Raw genomic sequence first — 12,968 nt, forward strand, 5'->3', positions numbered from 1 at the left:
GTGTTTGGTGTGAGCTAGTCACAAAGGCTTATTTTTCCGTAATCGTAATTGTATTGATTTTGATCGTTTGCTCTGGAGAGCTGGGTTCATTTGTTTGCGGGTTCGGTTTCACTTTTGTGGCTGCGATTTTTTGCACGACGTCCATGCCACCCACGACTTTTCCGAAAATCGTGTAATTTGGCGCGTTTTCCAAACCTTCTACATCTTTTCCCGACCCGATGAAAAATTGGCTGCCGTTTGTGTTTGCTCCGGCGTTTGCCATCGCAACAACGCCAGGCTCGTACTTGTGGCCGTTTTTCAACTCATCCTGGAACGTGTAGCCCGGGCCGCCAACTCCGATTCCCAGCGGATCGCCGGTCTGAATCATGAAATTTTGGATCACGCGGTGGAAAATAACGCCGTCATAAAACTTGTCTTTGGCCAAAAAGACGAAGTTGTTGACAGTGACAGGCGCGTCTTTGGCGAACAAATCAATCGTGATGTCGCCCATCGTCGTAGAGATTTTCGCTTGGTAGGACTTGTTTTTGTCGATCTGCATGTCAGGGGCTTTCTCGTACTTCTTTTCCCCGGTAGGAGCAACAGGTTGGGAAGGCTCATTGGAGCCAGGTTTTTCAGTTGGCGCAGTCGGTTGTGTCGGAGCGGTTTCGTTTTTCGCACTGGAACAACCCGCGACCAAGGCGATTGCCATCAGACATGTGAACAGGGTCATGAAAAACTTTTTCATCTTGTGCACCTTCCTTTGTTTCTTGCCATTAGGGTGGTTCGGTTTCGAATTATAGCATAAATGGACAGGCAAATGCCAATCGGGTAGTCTGTCCCGCTTGTGGCGTGGTATGATGGGAGGAAAAGGGTGATTGATGTGGGAGAACGGTTCGAAACAGCTACGGTACATATTGGGCATTCACCTTTGAAACAGGTAACAAGCAAGTCTACGCCGATCTATCAGACATCTGTTTTTGCCTTCGACGGCTTGGAGGAAGTAGAAAAATATTACGCTGGTGAAGGCGAATATTTGTATACGCGAAACGGCAATCCCAATCAGGTAGAACTGGCTGATGCCATCGCCCGGCTCGAACAGGCAGAGGCTGGAGTCAGTGCGGCTTCCGGCATGGGAGCGATCATGGCTGGCCTGCTTTCGATTCTTTCCCCTGGCGATCACGTACTCGCATCGCATGAAATATACGGGGGCACTTACGCTCTTTTGCATAAGGAATTGTCGCGGTTCGGCATCGAGCTGGAGTGCATTGTACTGGATCAGGGCACCAGGCTGAGCGATCATGTCCGCCCGGCGACGAAGCTGTTTTTCCTGGAGACGATTACGAATCCGTTGCTCACGGTTGTCGACTTGCCGCAGTGGATTCGTCAGGCGAAAGAACTCGGTCTGACTGTCATGGTCGACAACACGTTTGCCACGCCTTATTTGGTGCAGCCAATCGCGTTTGGCGCCGATCTCGTTGTTCACAGCGGAACCAAGTACATCGGTGGACACAGTGACGTTACGTGCGGTGTTCTGGTCGGGAACCGTGCCCTGGTGAAACGCGCAGCCGAAATCGTCGTCAATTACGGTGCGTCCCTCAGTCCGTTCGAAGCTTGGTTGACGGCGCGCGGTCTGAAAACATTGGCAGTGCGAATGGAACGGCAGTGCGACAATGCAAAGGAAGTGGCCCGTTTCTTGCAAAGCCATCCTGCTGTTAGCCGCGTCTACTATCCGAGCGACGAAGCGACTTCCTTTTTCACAAGGCAAAAGCAAGGGGCGATGGTTTCCTTCACGCTCAAGGAAGAGAGCAAGATTTACGACTTTTACCGCGCACTGGATTGGATTCAATTCGCGCCATCTTTGGCTGGAGTAGAGACGAGTGTGTCCCATCCGGTTACGACTTCGCACCGGGCGTTTACCGAGGAGCAGAGACTGGCGACCGGAATTACGATGGGACTGGTGCGCATGTCTGTAGGGATCGAAGCGGTCGACGACATTGTCAGCGAGCTTTCCCGTGCTTTAAGGAATTAATTGAAAAAAGCAGGGAACCTTGTAACTTCTTGGCGGGCTTATCGTATAAATTAGGTAGGATGGAGTCAGGATGAACGAGGGTTATGTATCTTGACTCGATGCAACAAAATGGGAGAAACCGAGGAAAACCGCAATGGGAATGGCGATACAGCGTCCCGCGCAATCATCGGACCAAGCATCTGGAGACTATTACGAATCTCGTCCATTTACAGAACTGTACGACGAGTATTTTGATCGCGTGAATCGTTATTTGCGATGCCGTGTCCAGAGTACGTGGGATGCCGACGATTTGACCACCGTGGTCTTTTTGAAAGCGCTGGAAAAATTTGAACAATATAGCAGAACAAGTCCGTTTGCCTCTTGGATTTTTCGCATTGCGCACAATACATACGTGGATTTCATGCGAAAAAACAGAGAGCTTCCCGTCGATCAGGAAGATTTTTTGGGAGCTGAGCCGGATGATACCTGGCAGCCGGAGCGGCAGGCGTTGACCAACGAGGAAATTCGCCTGCTTCGCGACCGGCTCGACTTGTTGTCGCAGGATCAGAAGGACGTTCTCATGCTGCGTTATTTTGCCGATTTGAAAATCAGCCAGGTTGCTGAGGTGCTGGGTAAGACAGAATCAAGCATCAAAATGATCTCCTATCGAGGCTTGCAAAAACTTCAGAAGATGTATGAAAGGGGGGACTCCGAGTGAGAGAAGAGGAGAAATACCCCCAAGGTCATACCGATGATCAGACTGTAGCTCAACTCTTGACCCATTTAAAACGCATGCGCCGTTCTGTTCCCGTCAATTATCAGTTGAAGGCTGATTTGAAAAAGCAGTTGCTGGAACGAATGAAAGAGTTGGAAGCGAAAAAGGTTCAGCCTCAAGCGGAGCGACCGTGGATGAAGCGAAAGTGGGTCTGGTCCGGTGGTACTGTCCTGGCAGCCGTATTGCTCATCGGCGCTTATTTATTATGGTGGGGCGACAGCTCGGTGACGATAAACAAACAAGAGGTGCTCACACTTCCAGCCGAGGCGACTGTAGAGCAGGTGGATATTGATAAATCTGCCACGCAAATCGCTTACATTGTCCAGTCGTCCGAGTTGCGGACCATCCCGATTGACAGCGAAACTAAGCCTGTCACTTTCAAATTGCCGCCAACGAAAGGCAAGTATGTGGCAGTGGCGTGGTCCAATTTGGGCAAGCAGATCGCCGTTGTCGAGCAAGTCGAGCAGACGTCCCGGATTTGGCTCGTCGATTTGCCAACGACATACAATGTGGGCAGTAGCCGTCTGCTCAAGGAAGAGGAAGGGGTAGCTTTCAGCTCTCCGAGTTGGTCGCAGCACGACGACTCCCTTGCGTATACGCGCTCGAAAAACGGCATGGATGAAATTTGGGTCAGCAGCACCATCTCGTTTCAGGAATGGAAGCTCGCCGAAGGCTCTCAGCCGGAATGGTCGCCTGATGGCCGTTTCCTGTCACTGCACAAAGATGGAGAGATCGCTGTCATGGAAATGAGGACGGGGCTGATCACGATACTGGGGCAGGGGCAGTGGGCTTCCTGGCGTTCAGAGCACGAGCTTACTTATACCAAAGCGGATGGCCAGTTGATGGAGGCCGAACTGGGAGACGAGTCTTTCGTGAACAGAGAGCTGCATTTGCGCAACCAGTCTGCTGCTGAATTTGTTCGCGGCAATTGGGCAGCGAAAGGCAAGCAACTCTTGCTCATTTCGCGGGAAAGTCAGCCTGTAGAGCTGGTTGTCTCACTAGCGTCACGATAACGAGCGGAGGAACAAGCATGAGAAGGAGCTGGATGTTGGCCTTTGTCGTGGCATGGGTCTGTTTTTTGGGACAGCCAGCGTCGGCAGAGAACAACGTGGATATAGAAATAAACATGCCGATGAGCGGCTTGATCAAGTATGAATCATGGGCGCGGGTCGGCGTGACGATTTCCAGTCAGGAAAAAGATGTTGCGGGCTTCGTGGAACTGTCGAGAAACCCTTTGGCAAAAAATCAGCGTCAAACGAACTTGCGCCAGCCTGTGAAGTTGGAAAAAGGCAAAAGCACTACTCTGTTTTTTGATTTGCCTGTGCAACTGTTGCTCGATGACTGGTACATCCAGGTGACACAAAATGGACAGGTGATCAAATCAGAGAAATTGCGCCTCCCCTACCCAAAGGACGGCCAGACGATCGGCGTCGTGAACGAGGGAGGCAACGCGTTTCATTTTCTGGCGGTAAATGCTTCCCAGACGAAGCAAAATCGGTCGATCTCCGTCCAAACGGTATCTCCCGACATGCTGCCTGATCAGTCGTGGATGTTGGAGAGCCTTGATGTGTTGGCGATCGGCGGGAAGCAGGAGACGCCGATTAACGATACACAGTTGAACGCGATCAAGGAATGGATCAAGCTCGGCGGTGTCGTCATCTTGTCCGCAGGTCCCGAGCAGGATGGGCTGGTGCAAAGGTTTGCAGACATTTTGCCGATCCCGCCGGGGAACAAGGGAAGCGTGAACATTGCGGATGCGCTGCGGGTATACATGGACGACAAGCCTGCTCCACCCGGGAATATCCCTGTTTACAACAAAGATTTTCCGCTGTTTGTTGCCAAGCCCAGCGGAAAAGGACTGCTGTTGTTCGTCAACTACGATGTGACTTTGGAGCCGCTTGCTTCCTGGCAGCACAACTTGCCGCTCTGGCAAAATGTTATGGTGCAGCAGGGCGCGACGACCATTTTGGAAAACAAGCGCTACCTGGATCAAATGTCGCGGCCTTTTTTGGAGTTGAGCAAGAAAATCCCCGATGTACAGACTCCGACGCCTGTTTGGATGGTCGTCCTGTGGGGCGGATACGTGCTGCTGGTTGCCCCCTTGGCTTACATCGTGCTGAAAAGAATCGGCAGACGGGAGTGGGCGTGGGGAATCATCCCAGGGGTTGCCGTCTTGTTGACTATCGGTATTTTCGCGTTTGGAAAACCGTTGGTGGTGAAAACGAATGCCAGCTATACGGTTTCGGAAATCAACATTTTGGACGAACATTTGGCCAGGGCCCGAACGGCCGCAACCTTTTTGTCCGTCGACAAGGATGGCTACGACGTGATTGTGGAGCCTTCCATCGTGGCTGTGCCTTTGACTCAGGGCCGCAGGGATTACGAGCCGGAAGGGCTGACAGATGGCTCGCGCCTGTTGTCTTACCGCAACCTTCCTTACCTGACTCCTAAACAGGCGACCGGGTTTGGGGTGCTGCGAGAGATCGGAGCTTTTGACGTGAACGTGCATGTGGAGGAGAACCGGATTGTCGGGCAAGTGAAGAACAATACGCTTTACTCCTACGAGCAGGCGTACATCGAAGTCGGCTTGCAGCGGATTCCGATCGGAGCATTGAAAAAAGGCGAAGAAAAACAGATTGACGGAGCGGTGGAAGCCTTGTTTATGCCGCGCGATCAACTTCAAGAAGAAGCGGATTCGCCTGAAAAGAGACGAAAAGAGATGCAAGAGAACGTCATCGGGTATGGACAGGGCGGTCAGGTTCGCTTGATCGGGATCACGACAGACCCGATTCCGCTGATGAAAATGCAGGAGCCGCATCAGTCGTACTACTGGAATGTCGTCAACCAGACGGTACAGCTAAAGCCGCAAGAAAACGGGAATGTGGTAATGCCTTACGGGCTTTTGAACGTCGATCTGCTGGAAACGACGGGAGACTACGATTCAATCAATGGCTATTTGTGGCAGCTTGGAAAAGGCAGCATCACTTTTGAACTGCGCACCGACATGACGAATTTGGACCTGAAGCGTTTGCTTGTTCCGCTTGATCACAGTTCCTACCGTCCGTTCCGGGTGGAGTATTTCCAGCAGAAAAGCGGGAAATGGCGCCTGGTTGACCGGGGAACAAAGCTCGTGCTGGATCGGGAGCTTCAGGATGCGTTGACCGTGAATCATACGCTGCTGCTGCGCTTTTCCAATGACGGACCGTCGCGCTTGTCGCTGCCTGTGCCATTCTTCCAGGTTGAAGGGGTGAGAAAATGGTAATTGAAACCGTGCATCTTGGGAAGCGCTACGGAACCCTGCAAGCCTTGTCAGACTTGAATTTGGCCATCGAACCGGGAAAAGTATTCGGATTCATCGGTCCGAATGGCGCGGGCAAATCGACAACGATGATGATTTTGTCTACTTTGCTTGAACAGAGCGAAGGGGAGGCGTATGTGTGCGGCTACAACGTCCGCAAAGATCCGGCCAGCGTCCGCCAGTCGATAGGATACATGCCCGATTTCTTTGGCGTGTACGACAATTTGACGGCAGTCGAGTATTTGGAGTTTTACGCAGGCGCTTTTAAAATCCCTGCCCGAAACAGGCGATCCCTGGTCGCCGATTTGCTGGAGCTGGTCAACCTGTCGCCGAAAGCGGATGCTTTTGTCGATTCTTTGTCGCGCGGAATGCAGCAAAGGCTCGGTCTGGCGAGGTGTCTCGTGCACGATCCGGCTGTCCTGATTCTGGATGAGCCTGCTTCCGGTCTGGACCCGCGCGCACGCATCGAGCTGCGGGAAATCATCAAGCAGCTGCGGGAGATGGGCAAGACGATTTTGATCAGCTCGCACATCCTGCCGGAGCTGGCTGAGCTGTGCGATGATATCGGAGTGATCGAACACGGCAAGCTGATCGCCTGCGGCTCCGTCCACGAAGTGAGCAATCGCGAGACGGGTGGCAGCGTCATGCAGCTGCGGGCGCTGCGCAATCTGGACAAGGCAGCGCTGTTGCTCGAAAGCTCGCCGCTCGTCAACCATCTTGAGGAATACATGGGCGGCTTCCGCTTTTATTTTCAAGGCACCGAGCAAGAAAAAGCAGAGTTGCTGCAAGAGCTGATGGATGAGCAAGTGGCTGTCGTCTACTATGGGGACGCGAAGAAAAATTTGGAAGATGTTTTCTTGGCGATTACGGAAGGAGTCGGTATGGAATGAACGGCTTCCTTTTCAATCCGATTCTCGTCAAAGAGATGAGAGAAAGATTTCGCTCGCGCAAAACGGTGTGCATCCTTGCCATTTATTTGCTGATCATGGGCGGCATTCCGCTCGGTTTTTTGCTGACGGATACGCTGAAGGCCGAGGCGTTGGGCGAGAACCGCAATCTGTTTCTTATTTCCGCAGCGATTCATTATGCGATGGTCTGCTTTGTGGCTCCGGCATTGACCGCAGGCGCCATCAGCGGGGAGCGTGAACGGCAGACGCTGCACATTTTGCTGACGACACAGTTGTCGCCGACTACGATCGTCTGGAGCAAGCTGATCACATCGCTTGCGTTTTCGACACTGCTGATCGTCGCGTCGATGCCGCTATACAGTATCGTCATGCTGTACGGCAGCGTGTCGCCGGAACAACTGGCCCAGCTGATCCTGTTTTTGGCGGTCAATATTTTCTTTTTGGGCTCGCTTGGACTGTTTTGCTCTACCTGGATCAAGCGCACCTCGATCAGCACCATTACAGCGTACGGAATCGCGTTCTTTTTCGTCGTCGGAACCGGGCTGTTGTTCTTTTTCATCGGGGAATGGCTACAGCAAAGCTATCCGGACATGTACCCGGACCAAGGAGTTTGGAATTTGCCCGAGCTGCAAGTGCTGGCGGGGATGAACCCGGTGATTGTCCTGTTCGGCATTTTGGGAGAGTCGTTGGATCATTCCGAGCAGCTGGCGTTTTCACCGTGGCTGTTTTTCTCCTGCACGTATGTGGTGCTAGGCTTGCTCCTCGTAGTTTGGAGCGCTTATTTGCTGAAACCGATCCGCCGCAGATGGTGGAGTTGGAAGAAAGCGTCTGGTCGTGTAAAATGAGATGGATGTGTTGGAAAAGGAGGTATGTTTTGTGAGCAAACAGGAAGAAGTGCAAATCATCGATTTTGAAGAAATGCTCAGATCGATTGAAAGTCGTCTAGCATCTGCCGGCATGTACGTGCAGCGGGAAGCGATCATCACGATTTTGCAAGCAGAAGAAGCGTTTCTGCTGGAAAAAGGCGTGCTGCAAGAGTATAGCGAGTAAAAACGGACAACCTGCCCTTTTCGGTAGGTTGTTTTTTTGTCAAAAGACGCATGCATGGAAATGGCAGATGTGCTCAGTGCTTCATGGCGTATACGCGAATGCTTATGGATGGTTAGACGGAAAAAAGAGGAAATGCGACTTCTGTGGTGAATTTGTCCATATCCTTACGACCGAAGAGGTGAATGCTCGTTGCGTGCACAAGGCGTCGAAGCTGGAGCTGCTTCACCTAAAAATGAATGGCTCCATATTATCCAAAACGTACATAACCATATTTTCAAATTCATTCGGAATGAACAGGACGAGTTTATCTTGGAGCTGTCGGAAGGGAAGCTTGCGCATGAGTACGGGATTCACACGGATGCATTGAAAGGCATGCGCATGGAGGATATTTTTCGCAAAACCGATGTAGAGTATATCCTGCCTTACTACCAGGTAGCCGTTGCCGGGCAGACTGTAGAGTATGAACTCGTTCTGGGCGAACGGTATTTTGCCTCGGTATTAACCCCGATCAGCCATGACGGCGTCGTTACGGAAATCATCGGTTCAGCTACGGATATTACTGAATACAAGCTGATGAAACAGCAGATGCAAGAGGCAGAGGAGCTGTACCGCAGTCTGGTCGAGGACACTTTGATCGGCGTTTACATCGCATATGTCGAGGAGCCAGGGTTTGTTTACGTCAATCCGCGGTTGGGGGACATTTTTGGATACAGCCAGGAAGAGCTTGTGAGAATGACCGCCTCTGATCTGGTCATCGAGGAAGAGCGCGGGATCATTCACGGACATCAGGAGCGAAGATTGAACGGCGATCGTTCCAATATCCACTATCAGTTTCGCGGGCTGTGTAAAAACGGCAGCAGGATCGATGTCGAAGTTTTGCAAAAAACGAGCATGTACAGAGGCAAACCGGCGGTCATCGGCATTTTGCAGGATATAACCCAGCGCAAGCAAGCGGAGGAGCTTGTGCGCAAATCGGAATTGTTGTCGGTGATCGGCCAGATGGCGGCAGGCGTTGCTCACGAAATTCGCAATCCTCTGACGTCTTTGAAAGGGTTTGTCCAACTGCTGCGAGCGTACCCGGAGGGCAAGGACGAATATTTTGGCATCATGCTGTCCGAACTGGATCGGATCGAGTTTATTATCAGCGAATTTCTCGTGCTGGCCAAGCCGCAGGTTATCCTCCAGCGCAAGCGGGAAATGCGCCCGCTTCTGGAGCAGATCGTCATGATCGCGGACACACATGCGATTATGCACAATGTCCAAATCATCACAAGCTACGCCGAAAACCTGCCGTCGATTGTCTGCGAGGAAAACCAGCTGAAGCAAGTTTTTCTCAATCTGCTGAAAAATGCGGTGGAAGCGATGCCGAACGGCGGGGAAGTGAAGGTGACGGCGGCTGTGGAAGGGGAGACGATGGTCATCGCCTTTTCCGATCAGGGCTGCGGGATTTCCCAGGAACAGCTGGCGAAGCTCGGCGAGCCATTTTTCACGACGAAGCCGAACGGGACGGGCCTCGGCTTGATGGTCAGCTACAAAATTATCGCCAATCACGGCGGGACGATTAGCGTGCGTAGCGGTGAAGGGACAGGCACGACCTTTGAAATCAGATTGCCGATCGGATAGCGCCATTTGCCCGTTTGCTTCTGCCGGAAAAAAACGGTATGATGGTGTAGAGAACCAATATCAGCATAAGGACGTGAACGCATTGACAGAAGATAACAAAGACCTCGAATTGGGCGATATCATTACGCTGGACGATGAAAACGGTGAACCGTTGGGTGATTTTGAAGTAATCGCGATGTTTGACCTGAACGGTAAAGAATATATTGCCTTGACGGAAGCAATCGAAGATGAAGAGGCAGAAGAAGACCTCGATGAAGAAGTAGACATCTTCGTATTCCAAGTTGACGGCGGCGAAATGGTTCCGCTGGAAGAAGACGAGGAAGGCGTTGTTTACGCGAAGCTGAACGAGGTTCTGGAAGGCATTGAACTGATCGACAAAGGCGAATAATCGGGTTGCCCCCAGGAAGCAAGCGGCACTCGTACGCATGAAGAAGCCACTGCTGGTGTCAATGACCAGGCAGTGGCTTTTTGACGTCTCAGTTTTTCATTTGAATAATATTGTCTTTGAGATCGCGCACGACCAACAGGCAGGTGTAATCCGTTTCTTGCAGTTCTCTGACCAGCGCGGAGCATTCGTCTTTGGTCAGCCCGAGCTTTTCCAGACGGGTGCGCAGTTCCTCGCCGCCATTGTCAAAAAAGTGGGCTTTGCTGTCGATGTCTCCTACGGCACTCTCGAAGTGGGTGCTGTATTTATAAAAATTGTTGCGCTGGTTCGAGTGGTTTTTATCGGGATTCCATTTCAGCACCCAGATGTCATCCTTATGATAGCCGGACGAATTCAGCGCCTGGATATCTGAAACCAGCTCCTGATCGTAGCGATGAAACTTCACAAACGGCTTGGTAGCACTGATCAAAGTTGTTCCCCCCTATGTCGGCTCAGGAATCGATGCCTTACTAGGATGCCCGCTGGAGCGTTCACGATGAATGGAAAATAGTTCGCCGCAGGCCACACTTGATGCGAAAAAAAGCACAACGGGAATAATTTCCGGCAGAAGAGAAGGGTTTTTCCAAAACAACCAAGAAAATAAGTAAGAGCAAGCGAGGTTGCTTCGCTTTGACCTTGCTTTGTTGCAAATGCTACACTAATGAAGAAGCGTCATATGCTGGAGTGAATGCGGTGCGTGATCGGCCATCTCGCTAGGGCGGGGTGGTTTTTTTGCCCCATTTTGTGACTGGCGTTGAATACTATGGGAAGCATACGGTACAATAGCGATTAAGTGTTCGCTTTTTTCTGTGAAAAATTCCCTAGGTGGATCGCAAGGGGTTTTTGCGAAAAACAGGCGATGACCTGCGCGGTTACCAAAACGCCAGCAAGTTTTGGACGCTTTTCGAATTAGTAGAGGGGAGAGCGCGATTGAAGGAAACAGACACACTACATACACTGACCTATACCGAGGAAGATATCCAGGTACTGGAGGGCCTGATCGCCGTCCGTAAACGTCCTGGGATGTACATAGGCTCTACCGGAAGCAGAGGTTTGCACCATCTCCTGTGGGAAATCGTCGACAATGCCAAGGACGAGGCGTTGGCTGGCGTCAATGATACGATCATCGTTACTTTGTACAAGGACGGCAGTGTCAGCGTAGAAGACCACGGCCGGGGGATTCCGACCGGGATGCATAAAACGGGACGGCCTGTTCCCGAAGTCATTTTTACGACACTCCACGCCGGAGGGAAATTCGGCGGCGGCGGATATAAAAAAAGCGGCGGCTTGCACGGGGTAGGCTCCAGCGTCGTGGTCGCCTTGTCCAAATGGCTTGAGGTGGAAATCCACCGGGAAGGCAAAGTGCACAAGCAACGCTTCGCTTACGTGGTCGATGAAAAAGGCGTCGAGCATGTCGGCAAGCCGGTTACCGATCTGGAAGTGACAGGTACGACGAGAAGAACGGGAACGACTGTGCGCTTTTTGCCGGACGAAGCCGTATTTGGCAGCGCGCGTTTTGATTACGAGACGATTCGCGACCGTTTCCGGGAGACCGCCTTTCTGTTGAAAAAGCTGCGCATGGTCTTGATCGACGAGCGCGGACCGGAGAAAAAACGCGAAGAGTTTTACTTCGAGGATGGCTTGAAATCGTACGTCTCTTATTTGAATGAGGGCAAAAACACGCTGCACCCCATCGTTTATTTCGAGGGAGAAAAAGACAACGTCTACGTCGAGCTGGCGTTTCAATACAACGACGGTTATGCAGAGACGCTCGTATCGTACGTCAACTCGATTGTCACGACAGACGGCGGTACGCACGTAACGGGCTTCCGCAACGGAACGACCCGGATTTTCAACGAATTTGCGCGGAAAAAAGGGTACTTGAAGGACAAAGATCCCAATCTGACGGGAAACGATTTGCGGGAAGGTTTCCTCGGAGTGCTGTCATTGCAAATGGCTGATGTCCAGTTCGAGTCCCAAACCAAGGACAAGCTGGGGAACGAAGAAGCGCGGGCAATCGTCGAACAAATTGTCTCAGAAAAGCTGGGCTTCTTCCTCGAGGAAAATCCGGAAATAGGCAAGCTTTTGATCGACAAGGCAGTGCGGTCTGCCGAAATTCGCGAGGAGCTGCGCAAACAGCGCGAAGCTTTGCGCGGAGACAAGAAAGGCAAGACGGCGAAAAAACGCAAATCGATCTCGGAAAAATTTACCCCTCCGCAATACCGCGATTCCAAACGCAACGAGCTGTTCCTCGTCGAGGGTGACTCCGCAGGCGGCTCGGCCAAGCAAGCGCGCAATTCCGAGTTTCAGGCGCTGTTCTCCTTGCGAGGAAAACCGTTGAACACGGAAAAGGCCAAGCTGTCCGAAGTGTTGGCAAACGAGGAATTTCGGACGATTTTGGAGGTACTGGAGACGGATATCGGGGAAGAGTTTGACATCGAAAACTGCGCTTTTGACAAAGTCATCATCATGTCAGACGCGGACGTCGACGGCTCCCACATCCAGACGCTGCTCCTCACCTTCTTTTTCCGCTACATGCGTCCGATGATCGCAGCAGGCCACTTGTACATCGCCCAGCCGCCGCTTTACCAGGTGAAAAAACAGGTAAAAGGCAAGCAGACGGAAGCGATCTACTGTTGGAGCGATCAGGAGCTGGAGCAGGCGCTCAAGCGGGTAGGACGAGGTGCAGAAGTACAACGATACAAAGGCTTGGGTGAGATGAACGCCGATCAGCTGTGGGAAACGACAATGGACCCGGAAACGCGCAAACTCATCAAAGTCGAGCTTGAAGACCTCGCTCACTGTGAAAAACTCGTGACGGTGCTGATGGGAGACAAAGTTCCGCCTCGTCGCGAGTGGATCGAGAACCACGTTACCTTTGAAGTGGGAGAGGATGAATAAAC

Annotated in this window: 12 protein-coding genes; 10 read left to right on the forward strand and 2 right to left on the reverse strand. The window is 51.9% G+C overall.

Annotation, left to right across the window (positions count from 1 at the left end; all coding sequences use genetic code 11):
* Positions 1-28: 28 nt before the first annotated feature.
* On the reverse strand, positions 29-724 hold the full coding sequence (locus EDM60_RS19200) for a peptidylprolyl isomerase (protein WP_122965386.1): 696 nt from the start codon (positions 722-724) through the stop codon (positions 29-31).
* Between the two features lie 126 nt (positions 725-850).
* Here EDM60_RS19200 and EDM60_RS19205 point away from each other — a divergent pair, with 126 nt between their 5' ends.
* The 9 genes from EDM60_RS19205 to EDM60_RS19245 all read left to right on the forward strand — a co-directional run bounded on the left by EDM60_RS19205 (position 851) and on the right by EDM60_RS19245 (position 10,029).
* Complete coding sequence (locus EDM60_RS19205) at positions 851-2,008, forward strand: trans-sulfuration enzyme family protein (RefSeq protein ID WP_122965387.1); 1,158 nt, start codon at positions 851-853, stop codon at positions 2,006-2,008.
* Positions 2,009-2,141: 133 nt separating this feature from the next.
* Complete coding sequence (locus EDM60_RS19210) at positions 2,142-2,705, forward strand: RNA polymerase sigma factor (protein WP_063228514.1); 564 nt, start codon at positions 2,142-2,144, stop codon at positions 2,703-2,705.
* On the forward strand, positions 2,702-3,775 hold the full coding sequence (locus tag EDM60_RS19215) for a TolB family protein (protein WP_122965388.1): 1,074 nt from the start codon (positions 2,702-2,704) through the stop codon (positions 3,773-3,775). The genes EDM60_RS19210 and EDM60_RS19215 overlap by 4 nt, the downstream gene beginning before the upstream one ends.
* Positions 3,776-3,792: 17 nt before the next feature.
* Complete coding sequence (locus EDM60_RS19220; protein ID WP_122965389.1) at positions 3,793-6,024, forward strand: hypothetical protein; 2,232 nt, start codon at positions 3,793-3,795, stop codon at positions 6,022-6,024.
* A complete protein-coding gene (locus EDM60_RS19225) occupies positions 6,018-6,950 on the forward strand; it encodes an ABC transporter ATP-binding protein (RefSeq protein WP_122965390.1) in 933 nt (310 codons plus the stop codon). Before EDM60_RS19220 ends, EDM60_RS19225 begins: the two co-directional genes overlap by 7 nt.
* Positions 6,947-7,813, forward strand: coding sequence for an ABC transporter permease (locus EDM60_RS19230; RefSeq protein WP_122965391.1), 867 nt, complete (start codon positions 6,947-6,949; stop codon positions 7,811-7,813). The genes EDM60_RS19225 and EDM60_RS19230 overlap by 4 nt, the downstream gene beginning before the upstream one ends.
* A 1-nt stretch (position 7,814) precedes the next feature.
* Positions 7,815-8,018 (forward strand): hypothetical protein, encoded by a 204-nt coding sequence (locus EDM60_RS28770; protein ID WP_122965392.1) that lies wholly within the window; start codon positions 7,815-7,817, stop codon positions 8,016-8,018.
* A 189-nt stretch (positions 8,019-8,207) separates the two neighbouring features.
* Positions 8,208-9,641 carry an ATP-binding protein gene (locus EDM60_RS19240; RefSeq protein WP_122965393.1) on the forward strand — a complete coding sequence of 478 codons (1,434 nt, stop codon included), beginning with the start codon at positions 8,208-8,210 and terminating at the stop codon, positions 9,639-9,641.
* An 82-nt stretch (positions 9,642-9,723) separates the two neighbouring features.
* Positions 9,724-10,029 (forward strand): DUF1292 domain-containing protein, encoded by a 306-nt coding sequence (locus tag EDM60_RS19245; protein WP_063228520.1) that lies wholly within the window; start codon positions 9,724-9,726, stop codon positions 10,027-10,029.
* An 88-nt stretch (positions 10,030-10,117) separates the two neighbouring features.
* Here EDM60_RS19245 and EDM60_RS19250 read toward each other — a convergent pair whose 3' ends face one another.
* A complete protein-coding gene (locus EDM60_RS19250; RefSeq protein ID WP_122965394.1) occupies positions 10,118-10,495 on the reverse strand; it encodes a YflT domain-containing protein in 378 nt (125 codons plus the stop codon).
* 500 nt (positions 10,496-10,995) lie between these two features.
* Here EDM60_RS19250 and EDM60_RS19255 point away from each other — a divergent pair, with 500 nt between their 5' ends.
* Positions 10,996-12,966: a DNA gyrase/topoisomerase IV subunit B gene (locus tag EDM60_RS19255; RefSeq protein WP_122965493.1), complete on the forward strand. Its 1,971-nt coding sequence runs from the start codon at positions 10,996-10,998 to the stop codon at positions 12,964-12,966.
* Positions 12,967-12,968: the final 2 nt, after the last annotated feature.

Origin of the sequence: Brevibacillus parabrevis, assembly GCF_003710905.1 — a bacterium.
Taxonomy (GTDB): domain Bacteria; phylum Bacillota; class Bacilli; order Brevibacillales; family Brevibacillaceae; genus Brevibacillus; species Brevibacillus parabrevis.